Source organism: Streptosporangiales bacterium (genome assembly GCA_009379955.1).
In the GTDB taxonomy this organism is placed as follows: domain Bacteria; phylum Actinomycetota; class Actinomycetes; order Streptosporangiales; family WHST01; genus WHST01.
Genome location: WHST01000009.1, coordinates 38,893 through 56,823, shown reverse-complemented (window position 1 = coordinate 56,823; position 17,931 = coordinate 38,893). Strand labels below are relative to the sequence as shown.

At 73.6% G+C, this 17,931-nt stretch carries 19 protein-coding genes and 2 pseudogenes; 8 read left to right on the top strand and 13 right to left on the bottom strand.

Features of this window, described 5'->3' with window-relative positions; genetic code table 11:
• Positions 1-9: 9 nt before the first annotated feature.
• Positions 10-540, bottom strand: coding sequence for an AsnC family transcriptional regulator (locus GEV10_04550; GenBank protein MQA77739.1), 531 nt, complete (start codon positions 538-540; stop codon positions 10-12).
• A gap of 62 nt (positions 541-602) precedes the next feature.
• Here GEV10_04550 and GEV10_04545 point away from each other — a divergent pair.
• Positions 603-1,451: pseudogene (locus tag GEV10_04545) on the top strand (EamA family transporter).
• Here GEV10_04545 and GEV10_04540 read toward each other — a convergent pair.
• Both GEV10_04540 and GEV10_04535 read right to left on the bottom strand, forming a co-directional pair.
• The gene (locus GEV10_04540) at positions 1,449-1,640 is read right to left on the bottom strand and encodes a hypothetical protein (GenBank protein ID MQA77738.1); all 192 of its coding nucleotides are present in this window, start codon (positions 1,638-1,640) and stop codon (positions 1,449-1,451) included. The pseudogene GEV10_04545 and the gene GEV10_04540 sit on opposite strands and share 3 nt — an antisense overlap.
• Before the next feature lie 14 nt (positions 1,641-1,654).
• On the bottom strand, positions 1,655-2,080 hold the full coding sequence (locus GEV10_04535; GenBank protein ID MQA77737.1) for a hypothetical protein: 426 nt from the start codon (positions 2,078-2,080) through the stop codon (positions 1,655-1,657).
• Positions 2,081-2,170: 90 nt separating this feature from the next.
• Between GEV10_04535 and GEV10_04530 the strand changes: the two genes are divergently transcribed.
• The 3 genes from GEV10_04530 to GEV10_04520 all read left to right on the top strand — a co-directional run bounded on the left by GEV10_04530 (position 2,171) and on the right by GEV10_04520 (position 4,696).
• Positions 2,171-3,403, top strand: a complete 1,233-nt coding sequence (locus tag GEV10_04530; protein MQA77736.1) for a sensor histidine kinase — start codon at positions 2,171-2,173, stop codon at positions 3,401-3,403.
• Positions 3,400-4,062 carry a response regulator gene (locus tag GEV10_04525; protein ID MQA77735.1) on the top strand — a complete coding sequence of 221 codons (663 nt, stop codon included), beginning with the start codon at positions 3,400-3,402 and terminating at the stop codon, positions 4,060-4,062. Before GEV10_04530 ends, GEV10_04525 begins: the two co-directional genes overlap by 4 nt.
• 121 nt (positions 4,063-4,183) lie before the next feature.
• A complete protein-coding gene (locus GEV10_04520) occupies positions 4,184-4,696 on the top strand; it encodes a DUF1707 domain-containing protein (GenBank protein MQA77734.1) in 513 nt (170 codons plus the stop codon).
• Between the two features lie 53 nt (positions 4,697-4,749).
• Here the strand turns inward: GEV10_04520 and GEV10_04515 are convergent, their stop codons facing one another.
• A complete protein-coding gene (locus tag GEV10_04515; protein ID MQA77733.1) occupies positions 4,750-5,445 on the bottom strand; it encodes a DUF998 domain-containing protein in 696 nt (231 codons plus the stop codon).
• A 205-nt stretch (positions 5,446-5,650) separates the two neighbouring features.
• Between GEV10_04515 and GEV10_04510 the strand changes: the two genes are divergently transcribed.
• Positions 5,651-6,931, top strand: coding sequence for an amino acid permease (locus GEV10_04510; GenBank protein MQA77732.1), 1,281 nt, complete (start codon positions 5,651-5,653; stop codon positions 6,929-6,931).
• Between the two features lie 21 nt (positions 6,932-6,952).
• Here the strand turns inward: GEV10_04510 and GEV10_04505 are convergent, their stop codons facing one another.
• The 3 genes from GEV10_04505 to GEV10_04495 all read right to left on the bottom strand — a co-directional run bounded on the left by GEV10_04505 (position 6,953) and on the right by GEV10_04495 (position 8,319).
• On the bottom strand, positions 6,953-7,171 hold the full coding sequence (locus GEV10_04505; protein ID MQA77731.1) for a hypothetical protein: 219 nt from the start codon (positions 7,169-7,171) through the stop codon (positions 6,953-6,955).
• Between the two features lie 4 nt (positions 7,172-7,175).
• Positions 7,176-7,673, bottom strand: a complete 498-nt coding sequence (locus GEV10_04500) for an RDD family protein (GenBank protein MQA77730.1) — start codon at positions 7,671-7,673, stop codon at positions 7,176-7,178.
• Between the two features lie 79 nt (positions 7,674-7,752).
• A complete protein-coding gene (locus tag GEV10_04495; GenBank protein MQA77729.1) occupies positions 7,753-8,319 on the bottom strand; it encodes a TetR family transcriptional regulator in 567 nt (188 codons plus the stop codon).
• 110 nt (positions 8,320-8,429) lie between these two features.
• On the opposite strand from GEV10_04495, the gene GEV10_04490 reads away from it, so the two are divergent.
• Positions 8,430-8,888, top strand: coding sequence for a nuclear transport factor 2 family protein (locus tag GEV10_04490; GenBank protein MQA77728.1), 459 nt, complete (start codon positions 8,430-8,432; stop codon positions 8,886-8,888).
• Here GEV10_04490 and GEV10_04485 read toward each other — a convergent pair.
• The 4 genes and pseudogenes from GEV10_04485 to GEV10_04470 all read right to left on the bottom strand — a co-directional run bounded on the left by GEV10_04485 (position 8,845) and on the right by GEV10_04470 (position 13,447).
• Positions 8,845-10,029 (bottom strand): NAD(P)-binding protein, encoded by a 1,185-nt coding sequence (locus tag GEV10_04485; protein MQA77727.1) that lies wholly within the window; start codon positions 10,027-10,029, stop codon positions 8,845-8,847. The genes GEV10_04490 and GEV10_04485 overlap by 44 nt on opposite strands.
• Positions 10,030-10,156: 127 nt before the next feature.
• Positions 10,157-10,996, bottom strand: a pseudogene (locus tag GEV10_04480) (sigma-70 family RNA polymerase sigma factor).
• A complete protein-coding gene (locus GEV10_04475) occupies positions 10,993-11,988 on the bottom strand; it encodes a glycerate kinase (protein MQA77726.1) in 996 nt (331 codons plus the stop codon). The pseudogene GEV10_04480 and the gene GEV10_04475 overlap by 4 nt, the downstream one beginning before the upstream one ends.
• 19 nt (positions 11,989-12,007) lie before the next feature.
• Positions 12,008-13,447: a histidine ammonia-lyase gene (locus tag GEV10_04470; GenBank protein ID MQA77725.1), complete on the bottom strand. Its 1,440-nt coding sequence runs from the start codon at positions 13,445-13,447 to the stop codon at positions 12,008-12,010.
• Positions 13,448-13,599: 152 nt separating this feature from the next.
• Here GEV10_04470 and GEV10_04465 point away from each other — a divergent pair, with 152 nt between their 5' ends.
• A complete protein-coding gene (locus GEV10_04465; protein ID MQA77724.1) occupies positions 13,600-14,625 on the top strand; it encodes an oxidoreductase in 1,026 nt (341 codons plus the stop codon).
• Here GEV10_04465 and GEV10_04460 read toward each other — a convergent pair.
• Positions 14,616-15,140 (bottom strand): GNAT family N-acetyltransferase, encoded by a 525-nt coding sequence (locus tag GEV10_04460; protein MQA77723.1) that lies wholly within the window; start codon positions 15,138-15,140, stop codon positions 14,616-14,618. The two genes, GEV10_04465 and GEV10_04460, sit on opposite strands and share 10 nt — an antisense overlap.
• Before the next feature lie 381 nt (positions 15,141-15,521).
• On the opposite strand from GEV10_04460, the gene GEV10_04455 reads away from it, so the two are divergent.
• A complete protein-coding gene (locus GEV10_04455; GenBank protein MQA77722.1) occupies positions 15,522-16,547 on the top strand; it encodes an oxidoreductase in 1,026 nt (341 codons plus the stop codon).
• An 87-nt stretch (positions 16,548-16,634) separates the two neighbouring features.
• Here the strand turns inward: GEV10_04455 and GEV10_04450 are convergent, their stop codons facing one another.
• Complete coding sequence (locus GEV10_04450) at positions 16,635-17,714, bottom strand: hypothetical protein (GenBank protein ID MQA77721.1); 1,080 nt, start codon at positions 17,712-17,714, stop codon at positions 16,635-16,637.
• Positions 17,715-17,931: the final 217 nt, after the last annotated feature.

Below are 17,931 nucleotides of genomic sequence, written 5' to 3'. Positions count from 1 at the left end.
TCGGGACGGTCACGCTCCGTACGGGTTCGGGGCGTGACCCTCGTCGCACCGAAGCGGGAGCGGTCGGCGCGGGACGGGCGTGGACTGGACGATCGAGGTCGTCGTCTGTCCGTACAGCAGGAACCTGTCGAGCACCTCCTCGAGCTCGTCGACCGCACCGACCTGCACCTTCAGCAGGAAGCAGTCCTCGCCGGTGATCCGGTGGCACTCGACGACCTGGGGTGTCTCGCGGGCGAGGTCCGCGATCCTGCGGAGCTGACCTGGCCCCGGGCGGACGCGGACGTACGCGGCGACCGGCAGCCCGACCGCGGCCGGGTCGACCTCCATCGAGAACCCGGCGATCACGCCGGCCCTGACGAGCCGCTGCACCCGCTCGGTCACGGCGGGCGGGGACAGCCCGACCGCACGCCCCAGCGCGGACATCGCGATGCGCGGGTCGGCGTGCAGCGCCTCGAGCAGCCGGACGTTGACATCGTTGTCGAGCAGCGAACCGTCGATGTCACGGACCGATGCCTCGCTGCGTCGTCGATCCTTCGCCATCTCTCCTCCGATGCCGTCGATCTGCCGTTCCGAAAGGTTATGGCCTTGGCAAGCATGGTCGCGTGTCATCCACGCGCCCGCGCCGGGTGCCGCCGCACGCGTACTTCGTCGGCAGCGCCGTCTTCCACTACCTCGGCCCGTCGTTCGCCGTGCTGCTGTTCGCGGCGGTCGACGAGCTGGGCGTCGCGTGGCTGCGGGTCGCGACCGCCGCGGTCGTCCTCGCCGCGTGGCGCCGGCCGTGGCGGACGGTACGGGCGATGTCGCCGCGCGGGCGCCTGCTCGTCCTCGGGCTCGGGACCACCCTGGCCGCGATGAACGCCTGCTTCTACCTGGCGATCGCCAGGCTCCCGCTCGGCACCGTGGGAGCGCTGGAGTTCCTCGGCCCGATCGCCCTCGCGGCGGTGGGCGTGCGCACGCGTCGCAACCTGCTCGCCCTCGTCGTGGCGGTGCTCGGGGTGGTCCTCCTCGCCGACGTGCGCCTTGTCGACGCTCCGCTGGGCTTCGTGTTCGGGTTCACCAACTGCGCGCTGTTCGCCGGGTACGTGGTGCTCGGCCATCGCGCCGCCGCCGGTGGCGCGAGCGGCGGGGTCGACAGGCTCGCCGCGTCGATGGCGGTCGCGGCGGTGGCGATCACGCCGGTGGGTCTCTCCGGTGCGCTGTCGGCGTTCACCTCGCCCTGGCTGCTCGCGGCCGGTGTCGCGGTCGGCGTGACGTCGTCGGTGATCCCGTACGTCTTCGACCAGCTGGCGATGGCCAGGCTGCCGCGGTCGACGTTCGCGCTGCTGCTGAGCCTGCTGCCGGCGACCGCGGCGGTGATCGGCGCAGTCGTCCTCGCGCAGATCCCCACGCCGCAGGAGGTGGTGGGGATCCTCCTCGTGGTGGTCGCCGTCGCCGTCCACCGGGAACGCTCAGCCGGTGCGGGCGAGGAAGTGCCAGCCGAGCCACGCCCACGCCAGCACGACCACGACGCGGACGACCAGGTGCCGTGACATCGCCGCACGCAGCACGGTGGGCAGCGTCGCCAACCGGTCGCGTCGTCGCCACGCCACGACAACGGCGATGGCGGCGAGCGCGAAGAGCACCACGAAGCCGCTGATCATGATCGGTCGCCAGATCATCGGCCCTGCCCGCTTCGTCGTGTCAGTCCCCAGCCCGCGGCGAGCCACAGCAGCCACGCGACGAACCGACCGGGCCGGACATCGAGCGCGGGCTCGAGGAGCGACGAGAGCGACGGGTGCGTGATCGACGCGACGTTCCAGGCGGGCTGGTGGAAGAACGCCCACGCCTCCCACAGCAGCCCCGCACCGACCAGCACGCCCCAGACGACCGCCGCCCGGCGAACGGGCTCGGCCACGGAGACGGAGCCAGGTGGACGGGCGAGCGCGAGTGCGGTGATGACCGCCGCGGGCACGAGCACGGCGACCTCCGCGGGCCAGGTGCGGACGGTCAGACCGGACGCGAGAGCCGCGTAGCCGACCGCGGCGGCGGCGACGAGCGCGCCGGCGAGGGTCGTGTTCCGCTGCTGCACGGCTCCCATCATGCGCTCCACCCCGCATACCACCAGGGGAGTAGACGGGAAGCCCCTCGGGTGTCGATGACGGCGGTGCGCCTTTGGCCGTACGGTTCGGCTGTGTTGTTCGCGCACGAGGACGAGCTCGACCGGCACCGCGGATCGACCTGGGCACGGCCGGCGCGGTGGTGGGTCTTCCTCGTGCTGCTCACCGTCGTGTCGACGGGCGCGTCGTTCGGCGCGGGCTTCCACGCGCCGTTCGCCAGGGACATGGATCCGCTCGGCCTGGTGCTGTTGCTGGCGGGGCCCGTCCTGCTGGCCCTCACCGGGCCGTTCCCGATCGTCCGGCGCCGTCTCCCGGTCGCCGGTCTGGCCGTGACACTCGTCGCGACCCTGGCGTTCTCGGCGTTCGGCTACGTGGGTCCGGTCTTCCTGTTCTTCTTCGTCGCGCTGGTCGTCGCCGTCAACGCCGGGCACCGGCTGGTCGGGTGGGTCGGCGCGACCGTGGGGGTGACGGCGTTCCTGCTGATCGCCTACCTGCGCGACCCGGGCGCCCCGCCGTCCCTCACGGCCGTCACCACCCACGTCGTCTGGACGCTCTTCGCGCTCGGCGTGGCCGAGGTGATGAGGATCAGGCGCGAGCGCGGGATCGAGTCCGTCCGCACACGGGAGGAGGCGCAGCGCAGGCGCGCGACGGAGCAGCGCCTGGTGATCGCCCAGGAGCTGCACGACGTCCTCGCCCACAACATCTCGATGATCAACGTCCAGGCGGGCGTCGGCCTGCACCTGATGGACGAGAGGCCCGAACAGGCGAGGTCCGCGCTCGCCGCGATCAAGCAGGCGAGCGCGGAGGCGCTCGGCGAGCTGCGGTCGGTCCTCGACGTGCTGCGGTCGGTCCTCGACGTGCTGCGGGTCGGGGACGCCGCGCCGCGGTCCCCGACGCCGCGGATCGGTGGCCTGCAGCTGCTCGTCGACCGCGCGGTCGTCGCGGGACTCGACGCGAGGATCGCGTACGAGGGACGGCAGCGCGAGCTGTCCGCGGCGGTCGAGCTCGCGGTGTTCCGGATCGTCCAGGAGTCGCTGACCAACGTGCTGAAGCACGCCGAGGCGTCGGCCGTGTCCATCGGGATCGGCTACGGTGACCGCGTGCTGACAGTGACGATCGCCGACGACGGCGTGGGCCGCGGGTTCTCGAGGCTGCCGGGGACGGGGAGCGGCATCGAGGGCATGCGTCGCCGGGTGTCGGCCCTCGGCGGCTCGTTCGAGGCCGGTCCCGTCGACGGCGACGGGTTCCGCGTCCAGGCGACCATCCCGGTCGACCCGGCGCCGGCCGGTGAAGGGGGACGCGGATGATCCGCGTGATCATCGCGGACGACCAGGCTCTGGTGCGCGGCGGCTTCCGGGCGCTGCTCGACGCGCAGGCCGACGTCGAGGTCGTCGCCGAGGCCGCCGACGGCAAGGAGGCCGTCCGGCTCGTCCGCGAGCACGCGCCCGACGTCGTCCTGATGGACATCCGCATGCCGGGCATGGACGGGCTCGAGGCGACGCAGGCGATCGTGTCCGATCCCCGGCTGTCCGGCACCAGGGTCGTCATCCTCACCACGTTCGACCTCGACGAGTACGTGTTCGAGGCGCTGCGGGTCGGCGCGAGTGGCTTCCTGGTCAAGCACACCGAGCCGACCGAGCTCATCTACGCGATCCACGCCGTCGCAGAGGGCGACGCGTTGCTGTCGCCCGGGATCACGCGCCGGCTCATCGCGGAGTTCGCGGCGCGCGCCAAGGAGCCCACGAAGACGAGGGAGCTCGACGTCCTCACCGACCGCGAACGCGAGGTCGTCGCCCTCGTCGGCGAGGGCCTGTCCAACGAGGAGATCGCCGGGCGGCTGGTGCTGAGCCCGGCGACGGCGAAGACCCACGTGAGCCGGGCGATGGTGAAGCTGCACGCCCGCGACCGCGCCCAGCTCGTCGTCATGGCGTACGAGACGGGCCTGGTCCGCCCCGGCTGGTCGTAGGTCTTTCAGCGGCACTGCGTCGAACGGCGTACACGCGATGCCGCCCGCCGTCCGACGACGCGAGCCCCGATCCGGCAGACGATCGAGATGTCGAGTGAGACCAGACATCGAGGAGATCGTCATGACCGAGAACTCAGAACAGCCGGGACGCCCGGGCATACGCATCGGCGACGCCGAGCGTGAGGAGGCCGTCAACCGGCTCGGCGAGCACTACGCCGCGGGCCGGCTCACGGAGGAGGAGCACGCCGAGCGCAGCCAGCAGGCGTACGAGGCCCGCACGAAGGCGGACGTCGACGCGCTGTTCGCCGACCTGCCCGGCGGCCAGCAGGACGACAGCCAGGAGGGCACCCCGTGGGGTCCGCCCTGGGCGCAGGGCGGAAAGCCGCCGTGGGCGCAGCAGGGTGCGCCGCCGTGGGCCGCGGCCTGGGGCGCGCAGAAGGGCGGCAGGCCGCCGTTTCGCGGCGGGAAGGGACTGCGCTGGCTGCCGGTGCCGTTCCTCGTGCTCGCGGCGATCTTCAGCGTGTGCGCGATCGCGCACGGGTTCTTCCCGTTCTTCGTGATCCCGCTGATCGGCATCGCGCTGACGCTGTTCCTGCTCGACCGGTTCGGAGTGCTGCGCGGACAGCACCGGTGACCCGGCGAACAGCCCGGACCGGCGTGACCGGTCCGGGCTGAGCCGCCTGTCGGTCAGCAGTCCGCGGCGAGCCTGCGGTACAGGCGGCCCGACACGGTGGCGAGCCAGACGAACGAGAGCGCCACGGCGCCGACGAACGGCAGGGTGGTCACCGGGCCTGCGGATCCCGAGGCGATGCCGGCGAACGCGGCGAGGAAGACCACGCCGGTGACCACCGAGAACACCGCCATGCCGCGCTCGCCGAGGCCGGCGAAGCGGCGGGCGAGGACCAGGCACGCCGCGACGAGGCCGAGGAACCCGACACCGCCCGCGGACAGGTGCGCGAGGCTGTGCCAGCTCACGGTCCCGGGGCCGTCGGGTGTACCCGCGAGGAAGCCGAACGCCGGGTCGGCCGGGAAGACGCCGGCGGCGACCATGCCGAGTCCGTACAGGCCGAGCAGCAACGGGCCCCAGATGCGGCCGCGGCCGGTGGGCATCGCGCGGCGCAGCCCCACGGCCGCGGCGACGATCATCGCGCCGGTGAGGACGAAGTTCACGACCTGGATCCAGCCGAGGCTGCCGGCCGTGAGCAGGCTCGCGGCGTGCAGGCCGAAGTCGAACCCGTCCCTGGTGAGGCCCTGGACGAGGTACGTGACGAGGTAGATCGGGCCGGCGATCACGCCGTAGCCCAGCAGTGAGCGGGTCACGTGGACGGCCCGCGTGGCCGGTGCGGCGGTCGGGACGGCTCGGTCGTCCTGCGTAGCTGTCATGGGTCTTCCTCTCGGGCGGGACCGGTCGGGTGAAGCGGTCGGTTACTCATGCGTCGAACGGACCGTCACCGATCTCGACATCCTCGTCGAACCATTTCGAAGCCGGTCTCCTCGCATGATGGTCGGCGACCCGACTGGTCCTGTATCGATCGGCTATCGCTGATGACCTGTCTCAGCCAGGTGACATCGTGCGGTGGTGAACGCCGTGCGAGATGTCGCCCCCGACCCGGCTCCGCGGGGGCGGGTCACCGTCACCCAGGGGGCGGCGCTCTACGTCGGTGCCGTCCTCGGCACAGGCGTCATCGCGCTGCCCAGCCTCGCGGCGCGCACGGCCGGCCCGGCGTCGCTGATCGCGTGGGTGGGCATGGTGGTCCTGTCGGTGCCGCTCGCCGGCACGTTCGCCGCGCTCGCCGCGCGCCATCCGGACGCCGGCGGCGTGGCGACCTACGTGGGCAGGGCGTTCGGTCCCGATGCCTACGCCATGACGGGCTGGCTGTTCTACCTCGCACTGCCGCTCGGGGTGCCGGGGGCCGCACTGTTCGCAGGCGCGTACGTCGAGGAGGTCCTGGGTGGTGGTCGCACGACGGTGCTGCTCGCCTCGGCGGCCCTGTTCGTGGCGGTCGCGGGGACCAACGCGTTCGGGCTGCGGGTGTCGGGCCGGGTGCAACTGTGGCTCATGGCCGTCCTCGCGGTGGCGCTGGTGGCCGTGCTGGTGCTCGCCGCCCCGCACGCGAGCGCGGCCCACCTCACCCCGTTCGCGCCGCATGGCTGGTGGGCCGTGGTCGTCGCCGGCTCGCTGCTGCTCTGGGCCTTCGCCGGGTGGGAGGCGGTCACGCACCTCGCCGGGGAGTTCCACGACCCCGCCGTGGACATCCGTCGCGCGACCGTCGTGGCAGTGGTCGTCGTCGGCGTGCTCTACCTCGGCACCGCGACGACCGTCGTCCTCGTGCTCGGCGCGGGTGCGGGATCGTCGGAGGCACCACTCTCCCGGCTGCTCGCCGTGGCGGTCGACGGCGTCGCGCCACCCGCCGCGGCCGCCGTCGCCGTGGTCCTGACCTGCGGGATGATGAACGCGTACCTCGCGGGCGGGGCGAAGCTCGGGGCGGCGCTCGGACGCGACGGCGCGCTCCCGCGGGCGCTCGCGGTGGGCAGCCGCTCGGGAGAGATACCGCGTCGCAGCCTCGCCGTGCTGACCGTCGGCGGGCTGGTCTGCTTCGCCGGTCTGGCGGTGACCGGTGCTGGTGTCGAGCGCATCGTGCATCTCGGCGCGGCCTGCCTGGCGACGATCTACTCGGCGGGAACGCTCGCGGCGATCCGGTTGCTCCCCCGGCGCTCGGCCGGCAGGCGCATGGCGTTCCTGGCACTCGGCCTGGTCGTCGTGCTCCTGCTGGCGACCGGCTGGCACCTGCTGTTCCCCGTCAGCGTGAGCCTCGCCGCGCTCGCGTACCGGCGGCTCCGGCTGCGGGGTACGTCGCCCCGCCCGTGAGCACTCGTGCAGGCCTTCGCGTCAACGCCGCTCGTTGCCGTGCCGGTAGTTGCCGGTCGCCTTGGCCAGGGCGAGCTGCCTCGCACGGTCGTCGCCACGGTCGAGTTGCGCGACGAGCTTCGCCGCCTTCGCACCCGCGATCACCGCGATCCGCCGGCCACCGCGGCTGACAAGTACCTGCCCGGTCTTGGTCACCTGGTAGTCGAACGGGTCGTCGTCGAGCCGGCCACGTGCGTCCACGGTGTCACCTGCCTCCGGCGGTCGTACGCACGACGACGGTCTTCAGCACCATGTCCGCGATCGTCTGCCGTTCCCTGGTGAACAGCGGGAGCAGGTAGCCGACGTAGAACGTCGCGGTGTCGACGAGGTGGCAGAGCTGGCGCAGCAGCGCACGCCCGACCCCGATCGGCCGGCCGGTCTGCAGCGAGACGAGTCGGGTCCTGGTGATCCGCCGACCGATCGACTGGCCGTTGCGGCCGTCGAGGACGAGCCTGTTGACCACGGCGAACCCGAGCGTCAGCAGGCCGACGACGCTCACGAGGCCGTTCGCGACGACGCCTGCCGGGTCGCCGTTCTCGTCGATCAGGCCCAGCACTCCGAAGAGGAGGACCAGCAGGAGCATCGGGACGTAGAAGAGGGCGACGTCGATGGCGAGCGACGCGACGCGCAGCCCCCAGTGCGCGTAGGGAGTTGGCGGCTGGCCGTACGGTGGCGCTCCGTGGGGCGCGGGCCCGGTGGTCATCGGTCCTCCTCGGCGACGGTGATGATTCGCGGGATCCGATGCCGCGTCCGCCGGCCGGGTTCAAGGCCACACGTCGTGGTCATGGCCTGGTGCGCAGGCCGTCGGCCAGGACGGCGTAGACACGGTCACGCGCGGCGTCGTCGGCGTCGCTGCCGCGCAGCGCCAGCAGGCTGCCCTTCAGCAGGATCATCAGGTCGTCGATGGCGATGTCGTCGCGAACGTCGCCGGCACGCTGCGCGCGGTCGAGCAGTGCACCCAGGGCGTCGCGCATGTCCGCCTGTGCCTTCGCGAGCACGGAGGTGACGTCGAAGCCCGCGCCGGTCAGCGCGTCGGTCACGTCGTGCTTGGCGGCGGCGGTCTCGGCCAGCCGGCGCAGGAACGAGAAGAACGCCGTGCCCGCCTCCTCGGCCGCGGCGTCCGCGCGAGCGTGCTCGGTGAGATCCTGCACGCGGTGCAGGATCACCGCCTCGAACAGCGCCTCCTTCGTGGGGAAGTGGCGGTAGACGGTGCCCGCGCCGACGCCCGCGCGCCGCGCGATCTCGTCGAGCGGCACCGTTGCCCCCTCGGCGGCGAACGCCTCCTCCGCCGCCGCCAGCACCCGCGCGCGGTTGCGCCTGGCGTCGGCGCGCAGCGGCCGGTCGGTCACGTCGGCTCCCTCGGACGGGTAGACAAACGGGGGCGTGCGTTCCGTATCGTTCAAACGGGTCCAGCGTTCCGATTCTAGGCCCGTCCCGCCACGACCGAGGAGGTCCCCGCATGCCCACGCAGGAGACGATCACGACTCGCACCCCCCGCGAGGTCGCGGAGCAGGTGCGCCGCATGGTGGAGGGCGCCTCCGGGAGCACCTTCGTCGACATGTTCGCGGCGGACGGGGTCCTGGAGTACCCGTTCGCCATGCCCGGCATGCCCGAGCGCCTGGAGGGGCGCGACGCGATCCGCGAGTTCTACGCCGCCGCGGCGGCCACCCGGGGTCGGCTGGAGATCGACGAGGTCACGATGGAGCTGCACGAGACCACCGACCCGGAGGTCGTCGTGGTCGAGATCGAGCACCGCGGCACCTCGCACGCGACGAACGGCCCCTACCGCGTCACCGCCGTGGGCGTGATGCGCGTGCGCGACGGTGAGATCGTGTCGTACCGCGACTACATGGACCCGCTCACGCTCGCCCGGGTCACCGGGCGGACCGAGGCGCTCGTGGCCGCGCTCCAGGGGTAGACACGACGAGCGCGGCCGCGCCACGGGCCGCCTCGACGGCACTGGTGAACGACACCTCGCTGAGCAGGCCGGGCGCAGCCATCTGGTCGCCGGCGACGAACACGCCGTCGCCCCTGTCGACCGCCGGCCGGTCGCGCCAGGTGCGTCCGGGGAGGTCGAGCGCGCCGGTACGGCCCCGCGCCGTGGCGTCCCTGCGCCAGGTCGTCCGCTCCCGCCACCCCGCGTACGCCTGGTCGAAGAGGCGCTCGAGCCTGGCGTGCGCGTCGGCGTTGCGTTCGCCGGGACGTACCGGCAGCTGCGCCTGCACCAGCGAGTGCCCCGGCGGCGCGAGCGACGGGTCGGGGCTGGAGTAGCGCTCGACGAAGCCGCCCTCGTCGAGGTCCCAGACGAGGAACGGGTCCTTCCGGTCGGCGACGAGACCGACGTCGAGCAGAGCGCTGTGCCCGCTCTCCCACGCGAGGTCGTCGTCACCGAGCAGCTGCCGGGCCGAGACGAGCTGCGTCGCGATCACCACGGGCGGTTCGGGGAGGGTGTCGACCCTGGTGCCGACCTCGATACGCACGCCGAGCCGCGTCGCATGGGCGGCGAGTCGGTCGACGACCGACTGCCAGCCGCCGATGACGTACCGCGGCAACGGCAGGCCGGGCGTCGTCACCCGGAGGAACCGCTCCCACGCGAACGCCGCCGACAGCCGTCCCGGGTCGGCGTCGTACGTCACCACGCCGAGGAACGCCTCGACCGCGCGGGCGGAGCGCTCGCCGAAGTGCTCGCACGCCCAGCCGTGGAAGTCGCGGTCGACCGGCGCCCGTAGCCGGCGCCTCGCCGCCGCCCGCAGCAGAGCCATCGGCGGCACCTTGACCATGCCGCCCCCGTACCGGAAGGCGCTCCGCCGGAACTCCGCGAGGCCGAGCTGCGCCGCGGGGCCGGCGAGCCCCCGCTCCTGCAGCCAGGCCCAGTGCGGGCCGTCGGCGTAGAAGACCCGGGTGCCGTCGTTGGCGACGTACGACCCGTCGAGCGAGCGCGCCCGTCCGCCCAGCGTGCCGTGCGACTCGTACAGCCGCACGCCCGCTCCTGCCTCGGCCGCCGTGATCGCCGCGACCAGACCCGCGAGCCCGCCGCCTACCACCGTGATGTCCGACATGCCAGTTCCCTCCGTGTCCGATCGCCTGAACGACGGGCTCGCCGGGACGGCTGTGACATGGAGCCGGCGTGACCCCGGTCACGCTGGTCAGGAGGGGCGAACGCCGGTGAGCTTGTCCGGGTTTGGCCATCAGGTAGACGGTGCGGATGAGCCCGTCGGTGACGTCGAGGGCGAAGACCGTGACGGGCTCACCGCCGCTCGACGCGACGATGGCGGGGCCGCCGTTGACGTCGGCGAGGCGCATCTCGAGGTCGTCGTACGGGGGATCGGCCGCGATCGCCGAGAGGAAGCGGGCGACCTTGTCGGCACCGACGATCGTGGGCAGCGGCGCCTTCGCGCGGCCGCCGCCGTCGCTGTGCAGCGCGACCTCGGGTGCCAGCAGCTGCAGCAGCGCCGTGACGTCGCCGCCGCCGGCAGCGGCGACGAACCGTTCGGTCGCGCGCTGCCGCACCTGGCGCTCGCTGTCGAACCTGGGCCTGCGTGCCTCGACGTGGTCGCGGGCGCGGTTCGCGAGCTGCCGGACCGCCGGCTCGCCGCGCTCCACGATCTCGGCGATCTCGGCGTACGGGTAGTGGAACGCCTCCCGCAGCACGAACACGACGCGTTCCAGCGGTGACAGCGTCTCCAGCACCAGGAGCAGCGCGAGCGAGATCGACTCCTGCCGCTCGACGCCCACGGCCGCGTCGGTCTCGAGCGGCTGGGTCTCCAGTGGCTCGGGCAGCCACTCGCCGACGTACGTCTCCCGTCGTGCCTGGACCTGGCGCAGCCGGTCGATCGCGAGCCTCGTCACCACCGTGACGAGGTAGCCACGCGGGTCGTCGACCGCGTCGTGGTCGACGCGACTCCACCGCAGCCAGGCCTCCTGCACGACGTCCTCGGCGTCGGCGATCCGGCCGAGCACGCGGTAGGCGACGCCGACGAGGATGCCGCGATGCGTGGCGAATGCCTCTGTCGCGGTGTCGGTCATGCGGTCCGCTCCTCCAGCAGGTGGGCGGTCGCGTCGTGCACGCAGGCGAGGGTGTCGGCGAACGCGCGCTCGCGTCCGTAGGTCTCGACCAGGCTCAGCACGGGGAACGGCACCGGCACGCCGTCGACGCGGTCACCGACGACGGCCGCGGTGCGGTCGATCCCGGCCACCTCGGCCACGCCGCCGACGACCTTGCCGGCGAGCGACTGCGCGTCGAGGAGGCCCTCGCCCGTGACGACCAGGTCGGCCGCGGCCGCGGCACCGGGCAACCCGCGCTCCTGCGAGATCAGGTCGAAGCCGGGGGCGAGCCGAGCGCCGAGCGCGGCCAGGCCGCCGCCGAGCCCGCCTGCGCCGCCGGCGCCGGGCAACGCACGGACGTCGACGCCGTACTCCGCCAGGTATCGCTCGGCGAGCCGCTCGAGACGTTCGTGCAGGACGATGATCTGCTGCCCGTCCGCGCCCTTCTGCGGGCCGAAGATGGGGGCGGCGTCGGCGAACGTCGTGGTCACGTCGCAGGCCACGAGCACCGCCGCCCCGGCACTGCCGTCGAGCGGTGCGTACGGCGCAAGCACCTCGACCGCACCGAGTCCGCCGTCGGTCGTCGCCGACCCGCCGATGCCGACGATCACGCGGTGCGCGCCGGCGTCGAGCGCCGCGGCGATCAGCTCGCCGGTGCCGCGGGTCGTGGCGGCGAGGGGGTCGTTGTGCTCGCGGCCGCCCGCCAGCTGGAGCCCGGACGCCACGGCCATCTCGACCACGGCGGTGCCGTCGCCGTACCGCCAGGACGCGACGACCGGACGGCCGAGCGGGCCGGTGACGGTGGTCTCGCGGTCGGGTCCGCCGAAGGCGTCGACGGTGCCCTCACCGCCGTCGGCCAGCGGCAGGTCGGCGCAGGTCCAGCCTGCGTCGACCGCGGCGGCGCACATGGCCGCCGCCACCTGCGCGGCCGTGGCCGTCCCGCGGAACTTGTCCGGCGCGGCGACGAGATGCATGGGGATCAGTCTGCCCGGCTCACCCGACGGCCGCAGCCAGGCGGGGGAGCAGGGCGACGGCGGCGGCGATGTCGTCGCCCGGCGGCCGGTCGGCGGCACCCGCGGGCAGGGCGGCGTCGGCGATCGCGTACGCCTCCTGCACGGGAGCGCCGGACACGCGTTCCGGCGCCGAGCGCAGCGCGCGGACCGCCGCCACCAGCTCGCAGCCGAGCACCGTTGGCACGTGCTCGGCGAGGGCGGCGGTGTAGCGGGCGGCCTGCGTGGCGAAACTCGCGTGGTCCTCCAGCCCGCGGGAGATGACGGCGGTGCCGGTCGTGACCGGCATGGCCTCGTGCTGGATCTCGGCGAGCACGTCGTGGGCCACGTACTCGAGCACGAGCAGGCCCGAGCTGCCCGCGGGTCCCGAGGAGAGGAAGACGCTCAGGCCGGTGAGGTCGGGTTCGAGCAGCGCGCCGAGCCGGCCGGTGGACAGCGCGCACGTGGCCGCGATCGCGAGGCGGGCGGAGTCGAGCGCGGACGCGACCTCGGTGGCGTGGAACTGACCGTGGTGGAGCACCTCGGCCGGCACGCCGTCCGCGGCGACGACGAGTGGGTTCTCGACTGCGGAGTTGATCTCGACGTCGAGCACCTCGCGTACCCGGTCGAGAGTCTCGACCGCGGCGCCGTTGACCTGCGGGATGGCGCGCAGCGCGAACGGGTCCTGGATGCGGCTGCTCTCGCGCGGCGGGCCGAGCAGCCGCCGCAGCTCCGCCGCCACCTCGACCGATCCGCGGTGCGGCCGGGCCTCGTGCACGGCGGGTGCGTACGCCTCCGCGTTGCCCTGGAGGGCGAGGAACGACAGGGCGGCGACGACGTGGCCCGCCCGAATGAGACGCGCGGCCATGCCACTGGCCAGTACCGCGGTGGCGAGGGTAAGAGCGCTGCTGCTCATGAAGGCGAGCGCCTCGCCCGCGACGAACCGCAGCGGCGGCACTCCGCCGGTACGCCAGGGCAGCTCACCGGCCAGCGTGAGCCCGAGCTCCGCGAGAGGCGAGAGGTCGCCGGTGCCGAGCGCGCCGTAGCGGTGCAGGACCGGGAGCGAGTCGGTCGCCAGCGCGGTGGCGAGCGCGTCCACGACCTCGGGACGGATGCCCGACCCGCCGGCGAGGATCTGGTTGAGCCTGATGGCGAGCGTGGCGCGGACGACGTCGTCGGCCTCCGTCGGTCCGGTGCAGGCGGCATGGCTGCGGAGCACCCGCATGCCGTGACCGCCGATGTCGTCGGTGTCGACCTCGACCTCGCGGTTGGCGCCGACGCCGGTCGACAGGCCGTAGACGGGTCGCTGCCGCGCCACCGCGAGGACGGTCGCCCGCGCGGACGCGACGAGCGCGCGGGACTCGGGCGCCACCTCGGCCTCGGCGTCGCGCCGGGCGAGGCGTTCGACGTCGGGGACGCGCAGGGACCGCCCGTCGAGGAGTATCCGGTGCACGCGACCACGGTCGCACACCGTGACCCGTTTCCCGGCGTGCCACTGCCTTCCTGTGCTTACGCTTCGGCCTTCCCCGTGCGTACGCTTCGGCGCTACCGTGCACCGTCATGAGACGACGAGCCCTGGGCCTGGCGGCCGCCGCGATGGTCCTCGCCACGACGGTCGGGACGGGCTCCGCGGCCCAGGCCGCGCCCGCGCTGCCGAGCTGGCAGGAACGGCCGACCGGCACCACCGAGCAGTTCCGCGGTCTCGCCGCGGTCAACAGGTACGTGGGCTGGGTCGCCGGCAGCGGCGGTACGGTGCTGCGCACCTTCGACGGCGGCCGGCACTGGGAGGACGTCTCGCCGCTGGGGGCGGAGGAGCTCGAGTTCCGCGACATCGAGGCGTTCGGCGCCAGGCACGCGGTGGCGCTCACGATCGGTGAGGGGGACGCGTCGCGGGTGTACGTCACGCGCGACGGCGGGCGGCACTGGCAGGAGAGCTTCGTCAACGACGACCCGGCCGCGTTCTACGACTGCATGACGTTCTTCGACGAGCGGCACGGTCTCGCGATGAGCGACCCGGTCGACGGCAGGATCCGGCTCATCCGCACCTCGGACGGCGGGCGCTCCTGGCGCGTGGCCGACCCGGCTGGCATGCCCGACGCCCTGCCGGGGGAGTTCGGGTTCGCGGCGAGCGGCACCTGCCTGGTCTCGTCGGGACCGCGGGACGCGTGGATCGCGACCGGCGGCGGCGAGCGCTCGCGCGTGTTCCACACCCGCGACCGCGGTCGCACCTGGTCGGTGACCGACACCCCGGTGCCCAGCGGTCCCAGCGCGGGCATCTACGCGCTGGCGTTCCGCGGCCGCCGTCACGGCCTCGCCGTCGGCGGCGACTACACGACACCGGAGTCGGCACCCGACGCGTTCGCCACGACCCGCGACGGTGGCCGGTCGTTCGAGCTGGTCGGCGCGGGCGCACCCACCGAGTACCGCTCGGGCGCGGCCTGGCTCGGCGCGCGGGTGGCGTTCGCCGTCGGACCCACCGGCAGCGACGTCAGCGTCGACGGCGGCCGCACCTGGCGGACGTTCGACGAGGGCAGCCTCGACGGCGTGCAGTGCACGGCCGACCGCGCGTGCTGGGGCTCGGGCCCCGACGGACGCGTGACGATCCTGCGCGACTACCCCTGACCGGCGAAGTCCCAGCCCAGCATCGTCTGGGGTGCCTCCTCCGTCACGCCGGCGCGGCGGTAGGTGGCGAGGGCGGCCTCGTTGTCGTTGTCGACGAGCACCCATTGGAAGTAGCAGCCACGGTCGCGGGCGAGCTGCGCCAGCTCCGCGGCGAGGGCCGAGCCGATGCCCTTGCGCCGGTACGCCTCGTCGACGCCGAGCTCGTACAGGAACATCTCGGTGCCCTTGTCCGGGTGGGTCATCTCGACGCCGGTCACCATGCCGGCCGGCCGGTCGTCGACGTAGGCGATGAGCATGTGGTGGAGGGGGTCGGCGACGAAGCGTTCCGTGGCGGCCGGCTCGGCCGGTCCGTCGAGCAGGTGCTCGGCCGCGACGATCTCCTCGACCGAGGACGCGTGTCTGATGTCCACGCCGTGATCATGCCATGCGAGCCAGCTGCGTCGCCTCCGGAAACGGGTATGCCCGCGGCCCCTCGTGCGTGCGAGAGGTACCGCGGGCACCCGGTGCACCACCATTGCGACTGGGCGGGATGTTGCCGCGCCGGTGGCACGAAGGCGAGTCAACCCGGGGCCGCTTGCGGCTCGCTTGCGGCTCGCTTAAGCGAGCGTCATGAGCCCAGTCGGCGCTCGGCCTCGGCCACCTCGGCGGCCTCCTGTGCGGCGAGCAGCGACGGCAGGCGGTCGAGCCAGGTGTGCGGGCGGCCGGCGTGGAGCTCCACCTCGGCCGCCGCCACCCTGGCGTCGGGGCAGAACTCGGCCGCGCCGAGCTCGCCTGCTGACCCGGCAGATCCTCAGCGGGCCATGACCCCTGACGTTCTGACAGGGCGGCCGCTCGGACGCTCCGCTCTCCGCGAAAGCCGCTGACAACGCTCCCCGACTCCTGGTTGGCTCGCCGGCATGAGAGTCCTGGTGCTCGGCGGAACGGCGTGGCTGGGTGGCGAGCTGGCGAAGACGGCGCGTGCCCACGGACACGAGGTCACGTGCCTCGCGCGCGGCGAGAGCGGCGACCCGCCGCCCGGCGTGCGGTGGGTGTCGGCGGACCGGGGCGAGTCCGCGGCGTACGACGACGTCCGCGACGAGTCGTGGGACGAGGTCGTCGACGTCTCGTGGCAGCCGGGCCTGGTGCGGTCGGCGCTCGACGCGCTGGGCGAGCGCACCCGGCACTGGACGTACGTCTCGTCGTGCTCGGTCTACGCGCGTGACGACGTCCCCGGTGCCGACGAGAGCGCCGAGCCGCACGAGCCGCTCGATGGTGACGTCGCCGACTGGACGGTCTACGGCCAGGCGAAGTCCGCCTGCGAGCGGGCGTGCGCGGAGGCCGTCGGCGAGAAGCTGCACGTCTCCCGCGTCGGGCTGCTCTCCGGGCCGGGAGACCGTAGCGACCGGTTCGGGTACTGGCCGGGACGCTTCGCTCTCGCGGCCGAGTCCGGCGCGGGCGCCGACCTCGAGGCCGCCGTGCTCGCCCCCGACGTCCCCGAGCAGCCCACCCAGTCGACGGACGTCAGGGACTTCGCCGAGTGGCTCGTCACGGGCGCGGAGAACGGCCTGACCGGCACGTTCAACGTCAGCGGGGAGAAGACGCCGTTCGGCGAGGTGCTCGCCGCGGCGCGCAAGGTCGCCGGACACGACGGTGGCCTTGTCCTCGCCGACCCCGACTGGCTGGTCGACCAGGGCGTCGACTTCTACATGGGGCCGGAGTCCCTGCCGCTGTGGCTGCACGGCGCCGAGTACGCCGGCCACAGCGCGCGGTCCGACGCTGCCGCGGTGGCCGCGGGGCTGCGGCGTCGCCCGCTGGTGGAGACGCTCGTCGACGCGTTGGCCTTCGAACGTGAGCGCGGCCTGACCAGGGAGCGTCGCGCGGGGCTCAGCAGGGAGAAGGAGCTCGACCTGCTGCGTGGCCTGGCCGAGGCGTCCCGCGCCTGACGCCGGACGCGAAGACGCCGTGCACGCGCCGGGGTGCGTGGCGCGTACACGGCGTCGGCTCGCAAGGTGCCGTGTGGACTCCGGGGGCTACTCGCCGCCCTGCCCGGACTCCGCGGGTCCGATCGGCAGCTGCGTGAGGTCCTTCAGGGTCCTCGTCGCATCGCCGAGCGGGTCGGACGCTCCGGTCGTGGCCTGATCCCGGGGCTCCGACCGCTCGGCGGTGTCCCCCGTCACCTTGGTCGCCGTCGAGGACGCGGTTGCAGTCTCCTGCACGGCCCGCGTGGTGTCTGCCGCGTCCGCCACGGACCCGGTTCGTGCGGACGTCGCGTCGGCGTCGGCATGCTTCGCGCTCGTCGCCTGCGATCGGTGAGTGCTGCCGCCGTCGTGGCCGCCGGGCGACTGCGCGTCCGGGTAGAGCGGGTCCGCGCGCACGGTCGGCGCGGGGTTGACCGGCTTCAGCGTGCGGTAGCCCACCTCGAGCGCGGTCGGGATGAGGTGCTTGTCGGCCCAGGTCTGCGGGTCGTTGATCGCGGGCCCGAAGCCCACCAGCGGCTTGCCGAAGTGGTAGGTGTTCAGGTGCCGGACGAAGAACTCCGCGCCGGCGGTCGGCTCGACGGGTACCAGCGTCAGGCTGCTGTCCCCGTGCGGGACCTCACCGCCGATCGGACCGGGGTTCGCGCTGTTGTCCTGCCAGGTGTCGCCGTCGACCGGCGGCGCCGGGTTCACCGGCTTCACCGCCCTCGCTCCGGTCTCGAGCACCGTGGGGATGAGGTGCTTGTCGGCCCAGCCCTGCGGGTTCTCCAGCGGTGCGACGAAGCCGAGCAGCGGCTGGCCGACGTGGTAGGTGTCGAGGTGGGCCAGGAAGAACGACGGCGCCGCCGTGGGGTCGGCGGGTGGCACGGGCACCCCGCCCTCGCCGTGCTGGGGCACGCCGGTCGGGGAGTCGGGAATCTGTCCGGCGAGGAGGCCGGCCGGGTCGGGGACCGCGCCCGTCACGATCGCGGACGGGTCCTTCGGCAGCGCGCTGACCAGACCGTCCACCGGGGTGGCGGGCGTGCTCGGGTGCTCATGACCTGGGTGGGCGGAGGCGGCTGGTGCCGCAAGGACCGCGGTCAGACCGGCGAGGAACAGGCCGGCGACCGGGGCCGTCAGGAGGTGCTTCTTCACGGGGTGCCTTTCACGTGGAGCAGGGCAAGGGGAGGACGTGGTGCATCGCGGCGTCCCGGCAGCGGAACGGTCGGCGCCGCGGGGTATCGAACGAGCCCGGGCTGATGGCCCGATGGCCGGTGGCTCAGTGAGAGAGGGACAGACCATGCTGCTGAGCCGCATGTAGTCGACGCGTCACCAGAACCAGCACGCCACCGAGCGTAACAGCGCGACGGCG

Bases quoted from the DNA above. Each gene is read 5' to 3' on its own strand.
- GEV10_04485 (MQA77727.1), bottom strand. From the start codon at position 10,029: ATGTCGGACATCACGGTGGTAGGCGGCGGGCTCGCGGGTCTGGTCGCG.
- GEV10_04475 (MQA77726.1), bottom strand. From the start codon at position 11,988: ATGCATCTCGTCGCCGCGCCGGACAAGTTCCGCGGGACGGCCACGGCC.
- GEV10_04535 (MQA77737.1), bottom strand. From the start codon at position 2,080: ATGATGGGAGCCGTGCAGCAGCGGAACACGACCCTCGCCGGCGCGCTC.
- GEV10_04515 (MQA77733.1), bottom strand. From the start codon at position 5,445: ATGACAGCTACGCAGGACGACCGAGCCGTCCCGACCGCCGCACCGGCC.
- GEV10_04455 (MQA77722.1), top strand. From the start codon at position 15,522: ATGAGAGTCCTGGTGCTCGGCGGAACGGCGTGGCTGGGTGGCGAGCTG.
- GEV10_04525 (MQA77735.1), top strand. From the start codon at position 3,400: ATGATCCGCGTGATCATCGCGGACGACCAGGCTCTGGTGCGCGGCGGC.
- GEV10_04490 (MQA77728.1), top strand. From the start codon at position 8,430: ATGCCCACGCAGGAGACGATCACGACTCGCACCCCCCGCGAGGTCGCG.
- GEV10_04460 (MQA77723.1), bottom strand. From the start codon at position 15,140: ATGGTGGTGCACCGGGTGCCCGCGGTACCTCTCGCACGCACGAGGGGC.
- GEV10_04500 (MQA77730.1), bottom strand. From the start codon at position 7,673: ATGACCACCGGGCCCGCGCCCCACGGAGCGCCACCGTACGGCCAGCCG.
- GEV10_04550 (MQA77739.1), bottom strand. From the start codon at position 540: ATGGCGAAGGATCGACGACGCAGCGAGGCATCGGTCCGTGACATCGAC.
- GEV10_04465 (MQA77724.1), top strand. From the start codon at position 13,600: ATGGTCCTCGCCACGACGGTCGGGACGGGCTCCGCGGCCCAGGCCGCG.
- GEV10_04520 (MQA77734.1), top strand. From the start codon at position 4,184: ATGACCGAGAACTCAGAACAGCCGGGACGCCCGGGCATACGCATCGGC.
- GEV10_04540 (MQA77738.1), bottom strand. From the start codon at position 1,640: ATGATCAGCGGCTTCGTGGTGCTCTTCGCGCTCGCCGCCATCGCCGTT.